The following is a 19,765-nucleotide window of genomic DNA, read 5'->3' as shown; positions in this document are numbered from 1 at the left end:
TCGACTCCTCCCCGGCCGATCACCGGGTAGTGCTCACGCGATTGCTGGCCGGGGAGAAGACGTCTCGCTGGACGCTCCGACTACAGCGCGTCAGCTCCCCGCTCACCGGTACGCACCCGAACCACGGTGTCGACCGGGCTGACCCATACCTTTCCGTCGCCGATCTTGCCGGTACGTGCGGCCTGCACGATGACGTCCACGACCTTGTCGACCGCGGAATCGTCGACAACGACCTCCACCCGGACCTTCGGCACGAAATCGACGGAGTACTCAGCACCGCGGTAGACCTCGGTGTGCCCCTTCTGACGGCCATAACCCTGGACCTCGCTGACCGTCATTCCGAGAATGCCGGTTTGCTCCAGACCTGTCTTGACGTCTTCCAGCGTGAACGGCTTGACGATCGCAGTGATCAGCTTCATATTTCCTTATTCCTCCCCGCCGTGACGACCAAGAACAGAACCGGTTCCGACAGCGACGAAGTCGTAAGCGCTCTCTGCGTGCTCGGACTCGTCGATACCGGATGCTTCCTCTTCTTTGTCCAGGCGCAGGCCCACGGTGTATTTGACAATCAACGCCAAGATAGCGGTACCCACCGCCGAATAGAGCAGAACAGCACCGGCCCCGATCGCCTGTCGCCACAGCTGATCGAAGCCGCCGCCGTAGAGCAGACCGGCAACCGCGGCAGGCGCTTCCTTGGTCGCCACGAGGCCGACCATCAACGTGCCCACGATGCCGCCGACCAGGTGTACGCCCACGACGTCGAGCGAATCGTCGAAGCCGAACCTGAATTTGAGCCCGACAGCCAGCGCACACAGCACACCGGCAGATGCACCGATCGCCAATGCGCCCACCACATTCACCGAGGAGCAGGACGGCGTGATGGCCACCAGTCCCGCAACGATGCCCGATGCGGCACCAAGGGAAGTGGCGTGTCCGTCGCGAATGCGCTCGGTGAGCAGCCAGGCCAGCATCGCCGTCGCGGTCGCCACCGTGGTCGTGATGAATGTCGAACCGGCAGTTCCGTTCGCCGACACCGCAGAACCCGCGTTGAAGCCGTACCAGCCGAACCACAGCAGGCCCGCGCCGAGCATCACGAACGGCAGATTGTGTGGTCGCATAGGCGTACTGGGCCAGCCGATCCGCTTGCCGAGGATGATCGCCAGGACCAGACCCGCGGTGCCCGCATTGATATGCACCGCGGTGCCGCCGGCGAAGTCAATTGCCTTGAGCTGGTTGGCAATCCAACCGCCATGGTGAATCACGGTCTCGCCGTCGGAACCCTTGACGTCGAAGTCGAAGACCCAGTGCGCGACCGGGAAGTAGACAACGGTCGCCCACAGCGCGGCGAACAGCAGCCAGCCGCCGAACTTGATGCGGTCGGCGACCGCGCCGGAAATCAGTGCGACGGTGATGATCGCGAACATCAGCTGGAAGCCGACGAACACGCTGGCCGGGATCGTCCCCGCGAGCGCGATAGGTGCATCGGCCGAGCCGTTCGCCCCGATCAGCCCCTTGAGTCCGAAGAACTGTGCCGGATTGCCGACCACGCCGGCGGTGTTGTCACCGAAGGCCATCGAATAGCCGTACAGCGACCACAGCACGGTCACGACACCCATCGCACTGATGCTCATCATGATCATGTTGAGCACGCCCTTGGCACGCACCATGCCGCCGTAGAAGAAGGCCAGACCCGGCGTCATCAACAGCACAAGTGCGGCACTGGCCAGCATCCATGCCGTGTCACCGGTGTCCGGCGCACCCAGTATCGGGAATTGCTCCACTCGCAGTTTCCTCCTTCACCACACCACGGCCGCAAGGATTTACGACCATTGACCTGGTCCAAGACAATGCTGAGTGGATGTTTCAGCTACGACGCTGTTGCGTTTCGCTCGTGTGAACGGATAGGCAGGCTGCGTTTCGCCGGTGTTACACCGTGCTTTTCCCTGGGTTTTTCAGCCGGTTTTTCAGCCCAGAAGGGCGTCGACGAAGGCGCCGGGCTCAAACGGTGCGAGGTCATCGGGCCCTTCGCCGAGACCGACGAGCTTGACCGGGACACCGAGTTCCTGCTGGACCCGGAACACAATCCCGCCCTTCGCGGTGCCGTCGAGCTTGGTCAGCACCACCCCGGTGATGTCGACGACCTCGGCGAACACCTTGGCCTGCGGCAGGCTGTTCTGGCCGATGGTGGCATCGAGCACCAACAGCACCTCGTCGACGGCGGCACGCTTCTCCACCACCCGCTTGACCTTGCCGAGTTCGTCCATCAGGCCGGTCTTGGTGTGCAGGCGGCCCGCGGTGTCGATCACGACGACGTCGGCCCCCACCTTGACCCCCTCGTCGACGGCGTCGAATGCCACCGATGCGGGGTCGGCACCTTCGGCTCCCCGCACCACGTCGGCGCCCACGCGGGCAGCCCAGGTCTGTAACTGGTCGGCAGCCGCGGCGCGGAACGTGTCGGCGGCACCCAGCACGACGCGGCGACCATCGGCCACCAGCACCCGCGCGAGCTTGCCCACCGTGGTGGTCTTACCGGTGCCGTTCACGCCGACCACCAACAGCACCGACGGCTTGTCGGCGTGCGGCAGCGCCTTGATCGAACGGTCCAGCTCGGGTCGCAGCTCGGACATCAGCACCTCGCGCAGCACCGCACGGGCATCCGCTTCGCTGCGCACGCTCTTGCTGGCCATCCGCTCACGCAATGCCGCGACAACGGATTCGGTGACCACCGGGCCGAGGTCGGCGATCAACAGAGTGTCCTCGATGGCCTCCCATGAGTCCTCGTCGAGATCGCCGCCGCCGAGCAGCCCGAGCATGCTGCGGCCCAATGCGTTCTGGGATTTGGCGAGGCGGCCGCGCAACCGGTCCATCCGGCCTTCGGCCGGGGCGATGTCCTCGACAGCAGCGGCGACCGGATCGGGGGTATCGATCGGTTCGACGACAGGTTCCGGCTCGGCGACCACTTCCGGCTCGGCCGGTTCGACCGGTTTCTGCGGCGCGGCCGGCTCGGCCGGAGGTTCGGGCAGCTGAACATCGGAGATGGTGCGCTTGAGTGCGTCCCGGGGAATGGTGGCGTCATCACCGACCGCGGGCAGCCCACTGGTGTCGATGCGCTCGACCGTCGCGGTGCCCGACTGGCTGAACGTGATGCCCGAGGAAGCCGTGTAGCCGCCGGAACGGTCGATCGGTTTCGTCGCGTCACGCTCGGACAGGTTGATCCGCCGCCGCCGGTAACGCACCAACCCGACGGTGAGCGCGACGACGACGAGAACGGCGACGACCGCGATAGCGATCCACAGACCCAACAACGCACCTTCTGTCACGCCGTCATTGTCGCAGGGCAGCGGACCGGCAACGACCGGCCCCGTTCCCGGCCTGTGTCCGGCGAGGTCCGCACCTGCCGATTCGGCCGGAAAGATAGGCATTCCGGATCGCCCAGAATAGCGGTACACTCACGTACCACAGCGGTATTTCCTCCTCACCACACCATCGTTCCAACGCGCTGACGCCAGCCGTAGATTTCATCTACGGCTTAGCTGCATTGGGCGATAATTCGGCGATAAATCGCGATTCAACTGCGGCCTTCAACAATTCTGCGCAGTTTTACCAATTCGCTGACAACCGGCATTGCCATGGTCCACGATCCACACGGGTCGGGAATGACTTCTGCGTGTGGTCGGCGTGTGGTCCTTCCCTTGGGATTTTCACGAAAGGGAGGACAAGGATGCACATTCGTGTGCTTCGGGGGGCAGCACTGACGCTGGTCGCCCTGGTCGGCACCGTCGGACTCGTGCTGACGGCAAGCATGACCACATTGGTTCAGCTGGCGGCAACGGCGCTCATCATGGGCGGAACCGGGATGAAAGCACTGGGCGACCCGCACCAATGGGGTGCCGGTACCTATATGGACCAGGTGAACAACACGTATCTGTCCGACCGGCACCTCGACGAGGACGACCTGAAGTGGGTGCAGACCCCGGAGCAGTTCTGGCCCGCGACCGGCCTGACCGACATCAGCTTCGACACCTCGGTCGCCCGCGGCGTCCTCAGCCTCAATAACGCCGTACTGAACACACCGGGAGACAAAGTCGTCGTCGGCTACTCACAGAGTGCCAACATCGCCACCCGGGAGAAGCGCAATCTGGCCGAGCTTCGCGCCCAGGGCGCCCCGGTGCCCTCCCCTGACGAGTTGTCATTCGTGTTCGTGGCCAACCCCAACCGGCCCAACGGTGGAATCCTGGCCCGGTTCGAGGGCCTCTACATCCCGATCCTCGGCGTCAGCTTCGACGGCGCCACCCCCGATGACGAATACAAGACGATCGACGTCGCCCGCCAGTACGACCTGATCGCCGACTTTCCCAAATATCCACTCAACCTGCTGGCCGATCTCAACGCCCTGATGGGCTACGTCTACCTGCATCCGAACTACGGGTCATCGGTGGTCGACCTGAACGATCCGAGTAAGTACTCGTCCTATACCTCCGGCAACACCACCTACTATCTGATGCACACCGAGCACCTTCCGCTGCTGCAGCCGTTCCGCGACATCGGAATCCCGGCGCCGGTGATCGACCTGGTTGAGCCCACCCTGCGGGTGCTGATCGAGCTCGCCTACGACCGCACGCCGGCCAACATGGGTGTCCCCACCCGTGCCGGGCTCATGCCCCACATCGACCTCGACAAGTTGGCGTCGGATCTGAGGGCCGCGGCCGAGGAGGGCGTGCGCAATGCGCTCGCCGGCTTGGGCATCAAGACCGCCGACCTTACCGACCGCCACACAGAAACCCTTGCCACACTTGATAAGTCGGCTCCCACAAAGGTGACGCTCGATACCTCGGTGCCCGCCAGATCATGGCTGGAACACACTCGTCCGGAACTGGCCGGCACGCACCCTGCAACCGGGGCCGACGCCCTCACCCGTGACACCGATACCCCGCAGTCCGGTCCCAAGGCACAGGACCCCGAGATAAAGACTGAGACCGAGACCGACACCACGGCCCAACCCGAGACCGACACCAAGACCAAAACCGAGTCGCCGACGACTCGGCAACTAGCGCCGCCCGAGCGGCAGCCGAAGTCCAAGCCTGAGCTCATCCGGCAGTCAATCCGGCAGGCGCTCATGCCCGACAAGCCGTCTGACGATGCCTCCCAGGCGAAAGCAGATGCGCCACAAGACGGCCCGCGTCCTCCCCGCACAATCCGCCGCTCCGGCCAGAATGATTCGGCCCAGCCGAAACCCGACGCCAAGCACACCAAAGACGGCGGCACGCAAGTCAAACCCCGCCGCGCCCAAGCCCGTTCCGGGCACTCCGACGCCGCATAGGGGCGCATCGGTCGAGCATGCGGAACAGGGCCCGGATCCACGGGGGAATCCGGGCCCTGTCCGCACACTCGGCACAGTTTTTCCTGACGGTGATCCCAGCGCGCGGGCTTCTGACATCCCGCGCGCGATCGGGACATTCGAGTAGTCCACTACTCATGCGCTGCGCGTGATCATGGCGTGATCATTTCTGTACCGAACCGACAACCGTCGGCGGACAGGTTCAACGACACACAAGGCACACGGCCATGACTACGAACTCACCAGCCGTCGGCACCACGACGCAGTCGCGCCCGAAACGCCGCCGCTCAAGCACCATCAAGAAGCCGAACGCAATGACCGCGGCCATCATCGGACTGGTCGGCACCCTCGGCACGGCGTTGATCACGCAGCTGCCGAATTTCTTCGACAAGCCCGGCAGCATTCCGTCGACACCCATCACCGCGACCCAACCTTCCGACCGCGTTGCCGTCGAAGATGCCAAACTCAGTGACTCGCAAAAAGCGCTTGCACTCTGGGGTTCCGCGAGTCCGTCCGTGGAGGCCGTACGGGTAGAGGTCAGCGCGCCGAACGCCAAAGAACCTCTCGTGACGGCCGAAACGGATGTCACCGACGGCAAATGGAACGTAGTGGCCACCAGCGACCAGCAGATCCCGAAACCATTCGAGGTCAAGGCGTTCTACCGGGAGCGGCCCCTCACATCCAGCGGGATCATGAAGTCGTCGCGCATCATGTTCAAGCTCGACCCATCACAGCCGGCACCGACACCACAACCGGGACAGGGCAGCGGTTGCCCCGCCAATTCCGTCCCCGCTTGCACCACCGAGCCCGGCTGGGGACCGCCCGCGGTATACCGATCGGAGTAGCTCCCGAATCAGCCTGAACTGGACGCCAGTTCCTGTCCCCGCATCCGCTGCGAGATCACGGTGGTGATGCCGTCACCGCGCATGGTCACACCGTAGAGCGCGTCGGCGACCTCCATGGTGGGCTTCTGGTGGGTGATCACGATCAGCTGGGAACGTTCCCGCAGCTGCTCGAACAGGCTGATCAGCCGGCGCAGGTTCACATCATCGAGTGCCGCCTCGACCTCGTCCATCACATAGAACGGGGACGGGCGAGCCCGGAAGATCGCCACCAGCATGGCCACCGCCGTCAGGGACTTCTCGCCGCCGGACAGCAGCGAGAGTCGCTTGATCTTCTTGCCCGGCGGCCTGGCCTCGACCTCGATGCCGGTGGTCAGCATGTCACTGGGGTTGGTCAGTAGCAGCCGGCCCTCGCCGCCGGGGAACAGCGTGGAAAACACCTGCTCGAACTCGCGCTCGACATCGACATAGGCCTCGGTGAACACCTGCAGGATGCGCGTGTCGACATCGGCGATCACATCGAGCAGATCGGTGCGCGCGGCTTTGACGTCCTCAAGTTGCGTGGACAGGAAGTTGTAGCGCTCCTCCAGGGCAGCAAACTCTTCCAGCGCAAGCGGATTGACCCGACCCAACTCTGAGAGCTCACGTTCGGCCTTCTTGGCCCGACGCTCCTGGGTCGGCCGGTCGAAAGGCATCGGCGCGGGCGCCATAACCTGCTCGCCCCGCTCACGCGCCTGCTCGTATTCCGCCATCTCCAAATCGCTGGGCGGCAACGCAATCTGCGGACCGTACTCGGCGATCAGGTCGGCGGCGGGCATGCCGAACTGCTCGAGCACCTGCGCCTCGAGCTGCTCGATACGAAGTGAGGCTTGCGCTTTGGCCATCTCATCACGGTGCAGCGCATCGGTGAGCTTGTTGATCCTCGCGTTGAGTTCGGTGACCACCTCACGCACCTGTGACAACGCCGTCGCACGCAGTTGACGCTCGGTGGCCAGCTCGTCACGCATCCGCGAGGCGACCGACACGACCGCGCTCAACCGTTGGGCCACAATGCGTCCCGACTCGGACACCGCGGCGGCCACCCGCGCCGCATGTTCGCGGGCCTCGCGAGCCCGTTGTGCACGTACCCGGGCCTCGCGCTCGGCAGCAGCGGCCCGGCGCAGTGAATCAGCTCGTCCGCGAACCGCATTCGCTCGTTCCTCGGCGGTACGCACCGACAGCCGGGCCTCCACCTCGACCGAACGGGCCGCCTCCGCGGCGGCCATCGAGGCCTGACGGTCCACCGGCTCGGCCTCGAACATCGGAAGCTGTTCGGCGTTGTGCAACCGCGATTCAAGTTCGGTGAGTTCCTCGACCGTCGAGGTACGCCCGGCCTCGAGTTCGTCGCGTTGGCGGATCAGCCGCTTCCACTCGTCACCGGCACCACGGGCATCCTGCCCCAGCCGGCCCAGTTGCTCGTAGATGGCCGAGATCGCGGCGTCGGATTCGTTGAGCGCGGCCATCGCCTCTTCGGCCGACTCCTGTCGGGCCGCCTGCTCGGTCAACGCACCCGACAATGCGGCCGCCAGCTCACCGGTCTGCCGCTCGACGATTTCCAGTTCGCGTCGGGCCTTGTCGATCTCGGAACTGATCTCCAGTGTGGAGGGCTTGCGGTCGGACCCACCACTGATCCAGCCGGCACCGACCAGGTCACCTTCCGCGGTCACCGCACGCAGGTCCGGTCGTGCCGTCACCAGTTGCACCCCGGCGGGTAGATCGGTCACCACGGCCACCCCGGCGAGCATCGCGGTAATCGCCCCACTCAGCCGGTCCGGGACGGAGACCACCTCGTTGGCCCAGATCGCGCCTTCGGGCAGTACTCCCGATGGTTCCGAGCCGTTGACCTTCCAGTCCCCCAGCAACAGCGCCGCCCGGCCACCGTCGGATTGCTTGAGCGCGGCCACCGCGGCGGCAGCGACACCGAAATCCTCGGCGGCCAACGCGTCGGCAGCCGCACCCAGCACCGTGGCCACCGCCACCTCATGACCCGGCCGGACTTTCAGGTATTCCCCGATGGTGCCGAAAAGTCCTGGGCCACTGTGGTTCTTCTGCAACCAGGCGGCACCGTCTCGTCGGTCCAGACTGACGGAGAGGGCCTCGATGCGGGCCCGCAGCGAGGCCACCTGCCGTTCGGCGGCGCGCTCGGCCGACTGCAGTTCGGCCACTCGCTCATCGGCGAGCCGCAGCGCCGCCACCGAACGGTCGTGCTGCTCGTCCAGGCCCACTTCTCCGGCGTCGAGTTCGCTGACCCGGCTCTGCACGGTCTCGAACTCGGCCTGTGTCAGTTGGGCTTTGGCGGCGGCTTCCTCGATGTTGACCGACATCCGCATGACCCCGTCGTCGATCGACTCGACGCGGGTACGCATCGTGTCGACCTGCCCGGCCAACCGGGCCAGCCCTTCACGACGGTCGGCCTCAGCCCTGGCCGCGGCCAGGTGCGCCCGCTCGGCCTCAGCGGCGATCTGTTCACGTTCGGCCAGCTCGGCGCGGGCGCTCTCCAAGACGATGCGCGACTCTTCGAGCTCGCCGAGCAGCTCCATCTCCAGCTCGGCAACCTCGTCGGCCTCGGCTTCCAGCGCCTCGGGGTCCTGCCCGGTGGAAACCTCTGCCTGGGACTCGAACAGCTGCGCGCGGTCGGTCGCGATACGCACGGTGGCGCTGAGCCGTTCGGCCAGGGCCGACGCCCGGAACCAGGTCTGCTGGGCCGCCTCGGCGCGGCGGGTCAGTTCGGCCACCGCGGCCTCGTGTGCCTGCAGTTCGACGGTCGAGGTTTCCAGCCGAACGGTCGCCTCGTCGTGCTCGCGGCGCAGCGTGGTCTCGGCCTGGTTGGTGTTGTGGAACTCGACCTGCCGTCTCACCAGGTCATCGGCGGCGAGCCGGAGACGGGCGTCGCGCAGATCGGCCTGGATCGTCGCCGCGCGCCGGGCCATCTCGGCCTGTCGGCCCAGCGGTTTGAGCTGGCGCCGCAACTCTGTCGTCAGGTCGGTCAGGCGGGCCAGGTTCGCCGCCATCGAGTCGAGCTTGCGCACCGCCTTTTCCTTGCGCTTGCGGTGCTTGAGAACGCCGGCAGCCTCCTCGATGAAGGCGCGGCGGTCCTCTGGGCGCGACTCCAGGATCTCGGCGAGCTTGCCCTGGCCGACGATGACGTGCATTTCCCGGCCGATACCGGAGTCGCTGAGCAGCTCCTGGACGTCCATCAGTCGGCAGCTGCTGCCGTTGATCTCGTATTCGCCTGCGCCGTCACGGAACACCCGGCGGGTGATCGACACCTCGGAGTACTCGATCGGCAGTGCGTTGTCGGAGTTGTCGATGGTCAGTGTCACCTCGGCGCGACCCAGCGGCGCCCGCGAGGACGTGCCGGCGAAGATGACATCCTCCATCTTGCCGCCGCGCAACGTCTTGGCGCCCTGCTCGCCCATGACCCAGGTCAGGGCGTCGACCACGTTCGACTTGCCCGACCCATTGGGGCCGACGACGCAGGTGATGCCGGGTTCGAAGCGCAGAGTCGTCGGCGAAGCGAAGGACTTGAAGCCCTTCAGCGTCAGACTCTTGAGGTGCACGGCGTCTTACCCTACCGCCGACTCGGCTACCGTTCGTGAAACCCCGCCATCGGGGCGTCGGCATCCGCCCAATCTGCGACGACGTTATCGACTGACCCCGGGGTCTGACCGCTCTGCAACAGCTCAAGCAATCGCTGGCACTTATCCCGCGGGCCCTGCGCCACGACATGCACCCGGCCGTCGGGCCGATTGGAAGCAAACCCGGCCAGACCCAGCTCGAGCGCCCGTGACCGGGTCCACCAGCGGAACCCCACGCCCTGTACCTGACCGTGTACCCAGGCGCTCAGGCGTACCTCGGATTCGGGCCCGGCGGCGGGGAGTTCCGGTCCGGTCATCGAGTGGCGACCTCGAACTTCACCTCGGTGCCGGATTTCAGCGTGCGGCCCACTGTGCAGACCTGGTCGATGGCGCGCTCGACCACGGTCAACAGCCTGGCCACCTCGGCCTCCGAAAGGCCCGACACGTCGATTTCGAGTTTCTCCTCCAGCAGCGGGTAACGCTCCTGCTCCCGGTCCGCCGGCCCTGACACCCGGATCGTCGCCGGATAGTCGTCGCCCAGGCGGCGACGCAGCGGCTGATCGCTGGACATCCCACTGCACGCCGCGAGGGCGATCTTCATCAGTTCCCCCGGGGTGAACACGCCCTCGACGTCCTCACTGCCGATGAGTACCTCTGCACCGCGCGAACTGCGCCCGACGTACCTGCGCACACCGGTGCGATCAACCCAAAGTTCGGTCATGCGGTATTTCTACACGTCGCGGCACACGGTTATTCCAGCGGTAATCGTCCGGCGGCGACCTCTACTTCCGCAACGAGGGTGACGAGTGGAAGGTCTGTATGTCCGCCAGACCTGGGAAATGAGTGCATGCGCCCACGGGTGACCGTTTCGCCACCGCCCCACACCGTTGTGCCGGGGATAGACTCGGCGCAACCGACTTCGCTTGAGGAGCACCGTGACGTATCCGCCCATTCCGCCGACGGGCCCCACCGGCCCCTGGCAACAGCCATACCCCCAGCAGCCGGGCGGGCCTCAGGGGTATCCGAACGCCGAGCAGCCGTACGGATCCCCGTACGGAGCGCCTCAGCAGCCCTACGGTGAGCCTCAGCAGCAGCCCTACGGCACGCCGTATGGAGCGCCGCAACAGCCCTACGGGGTCCAGCAGCCCTACGGTGCGCCGCAGCAGCCGTATGGTGCGCCGCAGCAGCCCTACGGCTACCCCACGCCGCAGCCACCCAAAGGCGGCAACGGCAAGTGGTTCGCGATCGCCGCTGCGGTGGTCGTGGTGCTGGCACTGGTCGGTGGCGGCGTCATCTTCGCATTGAGCGGCGATTCGAAATCGAACGGCGGCCGCACCAGCGCCGGCTCCTCGCAGTCCAGCGGGAGCGATGCCGAGCAGGAAGTCCGCGACTTCCTCGATGAGGTGATGTCCAGCTCCAGCGACCTCAGCGAAGCCCTGCCCTATTTCTGCCAGGCAGATCAGGATCTGTTCGACAAGATCGGTGGGCTGGATGCGATCGACATTCCGAAGACCACCAACTCCAGCGGGTCGGCGGAGATCACCAAGATCACGGTGAACGGCAGCAAGGCGGTCGTCGACATCTCCAGCAGCGCGGGCCCCGGCAAGTTGTACCTGCGCAAGGAAAGCGGATCGTGGAAGATCTGCATGTCCGACATGCCGGGCATGCCCAGCATGCCGTGATCGGTTCCGGTCAGCCCCGGGGTCGGGGCTGACATTTCGGGCAGTAGAACGACGACCGGTTCATGAACTTCTCACGGCGCATCACCGCGCCGCACCGCCCGCACGGCTCCCCTTCGCGGCCATAGGCGTCCAAAGACCGTTCGAAGTAACCGGATTCGCCGTTGACGTTCACATACAGCGAATCAAATGACGTCCCGCCCTGGCTCAGCGCATCGGTCATCACCTCGGCGGCGGCGTCGAGCACCTCGGCCAGTCGGCGGCGCGGCAGCAGCGCGGCGGTCCTGGCGCCGTTGATCTTGGTCCGCCACAGCGCCTCGTCGGCGTAGATGTTGCCGATACCGGACACCACGGTCTGGTCGAGCAGCTGACGCTTGATCTCAGAGTGCTTGCGCCGCAGCACGGTAACCACGCTGTCTCGATCGAACAGCGGGTCGAGCGGATCGCGCGCGATGTGAGCGACAGGCTGAGGCAACGCGGCGCCGTCGACCGTCACCAGATCGGCCAGCTGCCAGCCCCCGAACGTCCGTTGGTCGACGAAGCTCAGGGCCGTCCCGTCGTCGAGCAGCGCGGCGATTCGCAGATGCCGGTCGTCGCGCAGCGGCCCCAACAGCATCTGGCCGCTCATCCCCAGATGCACCACCAGGGCATCGGTCGCGTCCTCGCTGCCGTCCTCCCCCAGCGTCAGCCAGAGGTACTTACCCCGGCGGCCGGTTCCGGTGATGCGGGCGCCCAGGAGTCGCGCGGTCAGATCGGCGGGACCGGCCTCGTGACGGCGTACGGCACGCGGATGATGCACACGTACCGCTGAAATCGTCTTGCCCGCAACGTGTTCCTGCAGGCCCCGGCGGACTACCTCTACCTCGGGCAGTTCGGGCATCGGTCCTCACGCATTGTCGAGTGCATTCCAGGCCGCGGCCGCAGCCTTGAGCTCGGCCTCTTTCTTGTTGCGCCCCACACCTCTGCCGTATTCGACATCGGCCACCACCACGACCGCCGAGAATTCCTTGTCGTGGTCGGGTCCGGTGGAGGTCACCACGTAGCTGGGGGCGCCGAGCCCACGGGAGGCGGTCAGCTCCTGCAGGCTGCTCTTCCAGTCCAGCCCGGCTCCCAGCGTCGGCGCGGTGTCGAGCAGCTCACCGAACAACCGCAGGATCACCTCACGCGAAGTGGTCAGTCCGTGCTGCAAATAGATTGCGCCGAGCAGGGATTCGACACCATCGGCGAGAATGCTGGACTTGTCGGCACCACCGGAATTCTCTTCGCCCTTGCCCAATAGCAGATGACTGCCGAGGCCGCCGTCGGTGAGGCCACGGCCGACATCGGCCAGCGCCTGGGTGTTGACGATGCTGGCCCGAAGCTTCGCCAGGTCACCCTCCGAGCGTTCGGGGTGGCGGTGATAGAGCTCCTCGGTGATCGTCAACCCGAGCACGGCATCGCCGAGAAACTCCAACCGCTCGTTTGTCGGCACGCCGCCGTTCTCGTAGGAGTAGCTGCGATGTGTCAACGCGATGGTGAGCAGTTCGGCGGAAAGTTCGACGCCGAGTGCGTCCAGCAGCGCCTCACGCGAGTCGGTCACTCGTCACCCCTGGGCCGCTCGTCGTCGGGAAGCATCGCAGCCAGCTTGGCCCAGCGGGGATCGATCTTGTCGTGGTGGTGTCCGGGCTCGGCGGTAGCAAGCGCCACTCCGCATTCGGGGCACAGGCCCGGGCAATCCGGGCGGCACAACGGGGAGAACGGCAATGCCAATCCGACAGCGTCGATGATCGGCTGTTGCAGGTCGACCGTGTCGGCCTGGCCGGAGGCGCCGACCCGACCCATCTCGTCGGCCTCGGTGGTCTCGTCGGTGGTGCTGTCCGGGTACGCGTACAGCTCGGTGAGGTCGATCTCGACGTCACCGGTGAGTTCGGTCAGGCAGCGCGCACATTCGCCGGCTGTGGGGGCCGATACGGTCCCACTGACCAGCACGCCCTCCGACACCGACTGCAACTGCAGGTCGAGTTCCAGTGGTGCGCCCTTCTCGATGGCGACCAGCTCGGCCCCGATCCGCACCGGACTCGGCACCGACTCCTGGTGGGCCAGTAACGAACCCGGCCGCCGGCCCAGTCGCGAGACATCGATCACCAGCGGCGATCGCGAATCACCGTGTCCCGCGCCATGCCTGCCCGATCTTGCATGCGTCGCCATGAATCGATCCTACGGCGGCGTCAGATCGCACCACGACGCAGTGCGCGCCGAGAACTGCACAGGGGTGTCAGCGGGTGGCGTAGTCGTGCGTGCCGGCGGTCGTGCGTAGCTGGTGACGTCCGCGGCCGACGGAGCGCAGCGTGCCGTTGAGGAAGTCCTCGAACTCCGCCAGTTTGCTGTCGACGTAGATGTCGCACTCGCCGCGCAACCGGTCGGCTTCGGCGTGCGCCGCGTCGACCAGCCGGGTGGCCTCGGCGGTCGCCGTCGAGACGATCTCGGTCTGCGACACCAGGCGTTGCTGTTCCTTGATGCCTTCTTGCACGGCCTTCTCGTAGGAGATGTTGCCGTTTTCGGTCAGACGATCGGCCTCGGCCTTGGCACGGCCCGTGGTCGCGTCGTACTCGCGTTTCGCCGCGGTCGCGACCCGCGCCGCCTCTTCACGAGCCTCGACGACCATGCGCTCACTGTGCTGACGGGCCTCGGCGACCATCCGGTCGGCCTGCGCCTTGGCGTCGGCGAGCAAGCGATCAGCCTCGCCTCTGGCGTGATTGAGCATGCCGTCGGCATCGGCGTTGGACTTCGACATCACCGACTCGCAGTGATCCTTGGCTTCGCGCAGCAGCGAATCGCGTGCGTCTAGCACGTCCTGCGCATCGTCGAGCTCACCGGGGATCGCGTCCTTGATGTCGTCGATCAGTTCCAGCACGTCACCGCGCGGGACCACGCAACCGGCGGTCATCGGCACACCACGCGCTTCTTCGACGATCGCGCCGAGCTCGTCGAGCGCTTCAAAAACTCGGTACACGGCAAAACCCTCCAGGTCGTCGTTGTCAGTGACTAGTGTGCCTGGTGTTACGCCTGTGACTTGGGAGCACAATCGGTGTGTCGCCCGCAAGCCGCCGGAGGGTCCGGAGGTCGCCGAAGCGCGGGTACCCGATGCGCTAGCCGCTCAGCTTCTCCTGCAGCCGGCGGTTCACCGGCTCGGGCAGCAACTCCGAAACGTCGCCGCCCAACGACGCAACCTCTTTGGCCAACGACGACGACACGAACGAATACTGCGGTGTGGTGGCTACGAAGAAGGTGTCGACGCCGGCCACATGCTTGTTCATCTGTGCCATCTGTAGCTCGTACTCGAAGTCGGTGCCGGTACGCAGACCCTTGACGATCGCGGTCAAACCGCGTGCCTTGACGAAGTCGACCACCAGGCCCTGACCGGACTCGACCCGCAGATTCGGCAGGTGTGTCGTGGATTCGGCGATCATCGCCATGCGCTCGTCGAGGTCGAACATGCCCTTCTTGTTCGGATTCACCAGAACCGCCACCACGACCTCATCGAACTGCGCGGCCGCACGTTCGAATACGTCGACATGGCCAAGGGTCACCGGGTCGAAGGAGCCGGGGCATACCGCGCCACTCATGGGTGACGACGCTACAGGCCGCCGCATCGACGGGCGCTTCAGCCCACTTCGGCGAGTTCCACCCGGGTATCGCCGTAGCGTCGGCTACTCAGCTCATCCCAGCCTGCCGGCCAACTCACCGGCCCACTCGACGCGCGCCGCTCCACCAGGACGACGCTGCCGACGGTCACCCAGCCCGCTTCGGCCAACACGACGAGCATCGCATCGACCGCGGCATCGTCGAGGTCGTACGGCGGGTCGGCGAACACCAGATCCACTGGCCGCGTGGCACCCCCGGCCAACACCACCTCGACACTGCCGCGGCGCACCGTGGCGGCGCGGACGCCGAGGGAGGCGATGTTCTCGGCGATGACCGCCGCCGCGCGAGCATCGGCCTCGACAAAGGTCGCCGAGGTCGCGCCTCGTGAAAGCGCTTCCAGGCCGAGCGCTCCCGAACCGGCGTACAGATCCAGCACCGACAATCCGGTGAAATCCAGCCGCGCCGTCAACGCGTTGAACACGGCCTCCCTGACCCGATCGGACGTCGGCCGGGTACCGCTGCGGGGCACCGCAATCCGACGGCCGCCGAGCGTCCCCGCAATGATGCGGGTCAGATTGATTCCCCGGTCGCTTCGCTCCTGCCCGCCGAACCGACCACCACCAGGAGGTCACCGCCCTCGACCTGGGCCGTGGCAGCCACCGCGACACGTTCGACGGTGCCGGCCTTGGGTGCGGTGATCGCGGCTTCCATCTTCATCGCCTCGATGGTGGCGATCGTGGCGCCGGCCTCCACCGTGTCCCCTACCGCGACACCGACGGTGACGACACCGGCGAACGGCGCCGCGACATGAGCCGGGTTGTTGCGGTCAGCCTTCTCCGCCGCCGGGACCTCACTGGCGATGCTGCGGTCACGCACCGTGATGGGACGCAGCTGCCCGTTGAGAATGCACATCACCGTGCGCATCCCGCGCTCGTCGGCGTCGGAGACCGCCTCAAGACCGATGAGCAACTGCACACCGCGCTCGAGTTCGACACGATGCTCCTCGCCGTAGCGCAGCCCGTAGAAGAACTGGTTGGCACTGAGACTCGACGTGTCGCCGTACGTTTCGCGGTGCGCCTCGAACTCCTTGGTCGGCGCCGGGAACAGCAACCGGTTCAATGCCGCCTGACGTTTGGGCCCCGGCGCGGCCAGCAGCGCCTCGTCCTCCGCCGAGAGCTCCTGGATCGGCTTGGCGGGCCCTCTGCCCTCAAGAGCCTTGGTGCGCAACGGTTCCGGCCATCCGCCCGGAGGATCACCGAGTTCACCACGCAGGAACCCGATCACGCTGTCGGGGATGTCGTAGCGGGCGGGATCGGCGGCGAACTCCTGCGCGCTGACCCCGGCGCCCACCAACGCGAGCGCCAGATCCCCGACCACCTTGCTCGACGGGGTCACCTTCACCAACCGGCCCAGCACCCGGTCGGCCGCGGCGTAGTTGGATTCGATCTCCTCGAACCGGTCCCCCAGCCCCAAGGCGATGGCCTGCTGGCGCAGGTTACTCAACTGCCCGCCGGGGATCTCGTGGGTGTACACCCGCCCGGTCGGCGCAGGCAGCCCCGACTCGAACGGTGCATAAACCTTGCGCAGTGCCTCCCAGTAGGGCTCCAGATCGCAGACCGCATCCAGGGACAGACCGGTGTCGTACTCGGTGTGCGCGGCGGCGGCCACGATCGAGGACAACGCCGGCTGACTGGTGGTGCCGGCCAGGGGCGCGGCTGCGCCGTCGACCGCCGACGCGCCGGCCTGCCAGGCGGCCAGGTACGTCGCCAACTGTCCACCCGGGGTGTCATGGGTGTGCACATGCACCGGCAGGTCGAACCGCGACCGCAACGCCGAGACCAGGGTGTGCGCCGAATGCGGACGCAACAACCCGGCCATGTCCTTGATCGCCAGCACATGCGCACCGGCGTCGACGATCTGCTCGGCCAGCTTCAAGTAGTAGTCCAGCGTGTACAGGTTCTCGTTGGGGTTACTGAGATCCCCGGTGTAGGACATCGCCACTTCGGCGATCGCCGTGTCCGTCTCACGGACCGCATCGATCGCCGGACGCATCGACTCGACATTGTTCAGCGCGTCGAAGATCCGGAAGATGTCGATCCCGGTGCGGGTCGCCTCGTCGACGAATGCCGACGTCACCAGTTCCGGATAGGGCGTGTAGCCCACGGTGTTCCGGCCCCGCAACAACATCTGCAGGCAGATATTGGGGACCGCCTCGCGCAGGGCGGCCAACCGCTCCCACGGATCTTCCTTCAAAAACCGAAGCGCCACATCGTAAGTCGCCCCACCCCAACACTCGATGGACAGCAATTGCGGCATCGTCCGAGCCACGTACGGCGCCACCTTGAGCAGGCCGGTGGAACGCAGGCGGGTGGCCAACAAGGACTGATGGGCATCACGGAACGTCGTATCGGTGACCCCGAGGGCCTTACTGTCACGCATCCAGCGTGCGAACCCTTCGGGGCCCAGCTCGACCAGACGTTGCTTGGAACCCGCCGGCGGTACCGTCGACAGATCCAACGCAGGCAGCTTGTCCTGCGGATACACCCCTGTCGGACGCTCCCCGTTCGGCTTGTTCACCGTGATGTCGGCCAGGTAATTCAAGATCTTCGTACCGCGATCGGCAGGCGACCGCGAGGTCAGCAGCTGCGGGCGATCATCGATGAACGAGGTGGTGACCCGTCCGGCACGGAAGTCCGGGTCGTCGATCACCGCCTGCAGGAACGGGATGTTCGTCGACACACCGCGGATACGGAACTCCGCCAGCGCACGCCGGGCCCGCGACACCGCCGTGGAGAAGTCCCGTCCCCGGCACGTCAGCTTGACCAGCATCGAATCGAAGTGCGCGGAGATCTCCGCACCCAGGTTGGATCCGCCGTCCAGGCGGATACCGGCACCGCCGGGTGACCGGTAGGCGGTGATCCGCCCGGTGTCCGGACGGAATCCGTTGGCCGGATCCTCGGTCGTGATCCGGCACTGCATCGCCGCCCCGCGGATCACCAACGAGTCCTGGCTCAAACCCAGATCGGCCAGGCTCTCCCCGGCCGCGATCCGCAACTGTGAGCCCACCAGGTCCACATCGGTGATCTCCTCGGTCACCGTGTGCTCCACCTGGATCCGTGGATTGCACTCGATGAACACGTGATGCCCGCGCTCGTCGAGCAGGAACTCGATCGTGCCGGCACAGCTGTAGCCGATCTGGCGGGCCAGGGCCACCGCATCCGAGCAGATCTTCTCGCGCAGCGCAGGATCCAGATTCGGCGCCGGAGCCAGCTCGATCACCTTCTGGTGGCGCCGCTGCACACTGCAATCGCGCTCGAACAGGTGCATCACGTTGCCCTGCGTATCGGCGAGGATCTGTACCTCGATGTGACGCGGGTTGATGACGGCCTGCTCCAGGTACACCGCCGGATCGCCGAACGCCGACTCCGCCTCACGCGAAGCCGCCTCCACCGCCTCGGGCAGCGCATCGGGATCGGTCACCCGGCGCATGCCGCGACCACCACCACCCGATACCGCCTTGACGAACAACGGGAACTCCATATCCCGTGCCGCAGCGACCAATTCATCTACCGACGACGACGGCGCCGAGGACGCCAGCACCGGCAATCCAGCTGCCTTCGCCGCCGCGATCGCCCGCGCCTTGTTGCCGGTCAATTCCAGAACGTGCGCCGAGGGCCCCACAAAGGTGATTCCCGCCTCCGCGCAGGCCGACGCCAATTCCGGGTTCTCCGACAAGAACCCGTAGCCCGGATACACCGCATCCGCGCCGGAGTGCCTGGCGACCCGGATGATCTCCTCGACTGACAGGTACGCCCGAACCGGATGGCCGATCTCGCCGATCTGATACGACTCGTCGGCCTTCAGACGGTGCAGTGAATTGCGATCCTCATACGGATACACAGCCACCGTCGCGATACCCATCTCATAGGCAGCACGAAATGCACGGATTGCAATCTCGCCACGATTGGCGACTAACAGCTTGGAAATCACGGGTAGACCTAACCGACAAGTTATTGCGTGGGTGTTACGGGAGCGTTGACCAGTATTCCCAGAAACGCACCAAGATCAACAGCACAAGTGAGGTGAACCAGAGCGCCACGAGCGACCACCGCCACTGGTAGATGGCCCGGGCGACCCCGTTGGTGTGCAGCGGTCGAAGCGCGATGGAACTCGACACCACCAGCAGCGGGATGGTCACCGACCACACCACCATGCAGTACGGGCACAGGGCGCCGATGGTGTAGAGGCTCTGGAAGATCAGCCAGTGCACCATGACGGCACCGAGCAGTGTCCCCGTCGCCAGCCCGGCCCAGTACCACCGGGGCAGCCGAACACCTGCCACGGCCAGCACGCCGGTGACCAGGGTGACCGTGAAGGCGACCAGTCCGATCAGCGAGTTGGGAAATCCGAAGACCGATGCCTGCTCGCGGGTCATCACCGAGCCGCAGGAGATCACCGGGTTCAGGCTGCAGGTCGGAACGTACGACGGATCGATCAGCAGCTCGATCTTCTCGATCGTGAGCGCCATCGACGCCGCCAGACCGAGGACACCTGCGATCAGTATCCAGACGGCACTGGCCTTGCCGACGGCTACGCCCGGGGACTCCTCGGTCCCCAGTTCGTCCAGCTCGGCGGCGGTGTCGCTCATGGGTTGGCCGGCGCCGG

The 19,765-nt window shown here is 66.0% G+C and carries 17 protein-coding genes; 3 read left to right on the top strand and 14 right to left on the bottom strand.

Going from position 1 to position 19,765, the window contains the following annotated elements:
• Nucleotides 1–80 precede the first annotated feature (80 nt).
• The 3 genes from EYZ64_RS11920 to ftsY all read right to left on the bottom strand — a co-directional run bounded on the left by EYZ64_RS11920 (nucleotide 81) and on the right by ftsY (nucleotide 3,305).
• Nucleotides 81–419 carry a P-II family nitrogen regulator gene (locus tag EYZ64_RS11920; RefSeq protein ID WP_003881099.1) on the bottom strand — a complete coding sequence of 113 codons (339 nt, stop codon included), beginning with the start codon at nucleotides 417–419 and terminating at the stop codon, nucleotides 81–83.
• A gap of 6 nt (nucleotides 420–425) precedes the next feature.
• Nucleotides 426–1,781, bottom strand: a complete 1,356-nt coding sequence (locus EYZ64_RS11915) for an ammonium transporter (protein WP_167857796.1) — start codon at nucleotides 1,779–1,781, stop codon at nucleotides 426–428.
• Nucleotides 1,782–1,964: 183 nt separating this feature from the next.
• Nucleotides 1,965–3,305 carry a signal recognition particle-docking protein FtsY gene (gene ftsY / locus EYZ64_RS11910; RefSeq protein WP_135459960.1) on the bottom strand — a complete coding sequence of 447 codons (1,341 nt, stop codon included), beginning with the start codon at nucleotides 3,303–3,305 and terminating at the stop codon, nucleotides 1,965–1,967.
• Nucleotides 3,306–3,721: 416 nt separating this feature from the next.
• On the opposite strand from ftsY, the gene EYZ64_RS11905 reads away from it, so the two are divergent.
• Nucleotides 3,722–5,320 carry a PE-PPE domain-containing protein gene (locus tag EYZ64_RS11905; protein ID WP_135453613.1) on the top strand — a complete coding sequence of 533 codons (1,599 nt, stop codon included), beginning with the start codon at nucleotides 3,722–3,724 and terminating at the stop codon, nucleotides 5,318–5,320.
• A 332-nt stretch (nucleotides 5,321–5,652) separates the two neighbouring features.
• Nucleotides 5,653–6,183, top strand: coding sequence for a hypothetical protein (locus EYZ64_RS11900; RefSeq protein ID WP_167857795.1), 531 nt, complete (start codon nucleotides 5,653–5,655; stop codon nucleotides 6,181–6,183).
• Between the two features lie 8 nt (nucleotides 6,184–6,191).
• On the opposite strand, the gene smc is transcribed toward EYZ64_RS11900, so the two are convergent.
• Genes smc through EYZ64_RS11885 form a run of 3 tightly spaced genes read right to left on the bottom strand, consistent with a single transcriptional unit; the run spans nucleotide 6,192 to nucleotide 10,518 of the window.
• Nucleotides 6,192–9,779, bottom strand: a complete 3,588-nt coding sequence (gene smc, locus EYZ64_RS11895; RefSeq protein WP_135453611.1) for a chromosome segregation protein SMC — start codon at nucleotides 9,777–9,779, stop codon at nucleotides 6,192–6,194.
• Nucleotides 9,780–9,805: 26 nt separating this feature from the next.
• Nucleotides 9,806–10,114, bottom strand: coding sequence for an acylphosphatase (locus EYZ64_RS11890; protein WP_135453610.1), 309 nt, complete (start codon nucleotides 10,112–10,114; stop codon nucleotides 9,806–9,808).
• Nucleotides 10,111–10,518, bottom strand: a complete 408-nt coding sequence (locus EYZ64_RS11885; protein WP_135453609.1) for an OsmC family protein — start codon at nucleotides 10,516–10,518, stop codon at nucleotides 10,111–10,113. The genes EYZ64_RS11890 and EYZ64_RS11885 overlap by 4 nt, the downstream gene beginning before the upstream one ends.
• Nucleotides 10,519–10,732: 214 nt before the next feature.
• Between EYZ64_RS11885 and EYZ64_RS11880 the strand changes: the two genes are divergently transcribed.
• The gene (locus EYZ64_RS11880) at nucleotides 10,733–11,479 is read left to right on the top strand and encodes an Rv0361 family membrane protein (protein ID WP_286174806.1); all 747 of its coding nucleotides are present in this window, start codon (nucleotides 10,733–10,735) and stop codon (nucleotides 11,477–11,479) included.
• Nucleotides 11,480–11,489: 10 nt separating this feature from the next.
• On the opposite strand, the gene mutM is transcribed toward EYZ64_RS11880, so the two are convergent.
• The 8 genes from mutM to EYZ64_RS11840 form a co-directional block, all read right to left on the bottom strand.
• Nucleotides 11,490–12,356 (bottom strand): bifunctional DNA-formamidopyrimidine glycosylase/DNA-(apurinic or apyrimidinic site) lyase, encoded by an 867-nt coding sequence (gene mutM, locus EYZ64_RS11875; RefSeq protein WP_135453607.1) that lies wholly within the window; start codon nucleotides 12,354–12,356, stop codon nucleotides 11,490–11,492.
• Between the two features lie 6 nt (nucleotides 12,357–12,362).
• The gene (gene rnc / locus EYZ64_RS11870; protein ID WP_135453606.1) at nucleotides 12,363–13,055 is read right to left on the bottom strand and encodes a ribonuclease III; all 693 of its coding nucleotides are present in this window, start codon (nucleotides 13,053–13,055) and stop codon (nucleotides 12,363–12,365) included.
• Entirely contained in the window at nucleotides 13,052–13,663 is a 612-nt protein-coding gene (locus tag EYZ64_RS11865; protein ID WP_135453605.1) for a YceD family protein, read from the bottom strand. The genes rnc and EYZ64_RS11865 overlap by 4 nt, the downstream gene beginning before the upstream one ends.
• A 67-nt stretch (nucleotides 13,664–13,730) precedes the next feature.
• A complete protein-coding gene (sepIVA, locus tag EYZ64_RS11860) occupies nucleotides 13,731–14,468 on the bottom strand; it encodes a cell division protein SepIVA (protein ID WP_135453604.1) in 738 nt (245 codons plus the stop codon).
• Between the two features lie 136 nt (nucleotides 14,469–14,604).
• Nucleotides 14,605–15,081: a pantetheine-phosphate adenylyltransferase gene (gene coaD, locus EYZ64_RS11855; protein ID WP_135453603.1), complete on the bottom strand. Its 477-nt coding sequence runs from the start codon at nucleotides 15,079–15,081 to the stop codon at nucleotides 14,605–14,607.
• A gap of 38 nt (nucleotides 15,082–15,119) precedes the next feature.
• A complete protein-coding gene (gene rsmD, locus EYZ64_RS11850) occupies nucleotides 15,120–15,674 on the bottom strand; it encodes a 16S rRNA (guanine(966)-N(2))-methyltransferase RsmD (protein WP_167858101.1) in 555 nt (184 codons plus the stop codon).
• Nucleotides 15,671–19,090, bottom strand: coding sequence for a pyruvate carboxylase (locus EYZ64_RS11845; protein WP_135453601.1), 3,420 nt, complete (start codon nucleotides 19,088–19,090; stop codon nucleotides 15,671–15,673). The genes rsmD and EYZ64_RS11845 overlap by 4 nt, the downstream gene beginning before the upstream one ends.
• A 34-nt stretch (nucleotides 19,091–19,124) precedes the next feature.
• Nucleotides 19,125–19,748, bottom strand: coding sequence for a vitamin K epoxide reductase family protein (locus EYZ64_RS11840; RefSeq protein ID WP_135453600.1), 624 nt, complete (start codon nucleotides 19,746–19,748; stop codon nucleotides 19,125–19,127).
• Nucleotides 19,749–19,765 lie beyond the last annotated feature (17 nt).

Origin of the sequence: Mycobacterium sp. DL99, assembly GCF_004762045.1 — a bacterium.
GTDB lineage: Bacteria > Actinomycetota > Actinomycetes > Mycobacteriales > Mycobacteriaceae > Mycobacterium.
This window is presented reverse-complemented; position numbering and strand designations above follow the sequence as displayed.

Coding starts and splice junctions, on each gene's coding strand:
- EYZ64_RS11920 (WP_003881099.1), bottom strand. CDS start 419: ATGAAGCTGATCACTGCGATCGTCAAGCCGTTCACGCTGGAAGACGTC.
- EYZ64_RS11905 (WP_135453613.1), top strand. CDS start 3,722: ATGCACATTCGTGTGCTTCGGGGGGCAGCACTGACGCTGGTCGCCCTG.
- EYZ64_RS11900 (WP_167857795.1), top strand. CDS start 5,653: ATGACCGCGGCCATCATCGGACTGGTCGGCACCCTCGGCACGGCGTTG.
- EYZ64_RS11890 (WP_135453610.1), bottom strand. CDS start 10,114: ATGACCGGACCGGAACTCCCCGCCGCCGGGCCCGAATCCGAGGTACGC.
- EYZ64_RS11885 (WP_135453609.1), bottom strand. CDS start 10,518: ATGACCGAACTTTGGGTTGATCGCACCGGTGTGCGCAGGTACGTCGGG.
- mutM (WP_135453607.1), bottom strand. CDS start 12,356: ATGCCCGAACTGCCCGAGGTAGAGGTAGTCCGCCGGGGCCTGCAGGAA.
- EYZ64_RS11865 (WP_135453605.1), bottom strand. CDS start 13,663: ATGGCGACGCATGCAAGATCGGGCAGGCATGGCGCGGGACACGGTGAT.
- coaD (WP_135453603.1), bottom strand. CDS start 15,081: ATGAGTGGCGCGGTATGCCCCGGCTCCTTCGACCCGGTGACCCTTGGC.
- EYZ64_RS11840 (WP_135453600.1), bottom strand. CDS start 19,748: ATGAGCGACACCGCCGCCGAGCTGGACGAACTGGGGACCGAGGAGTCC.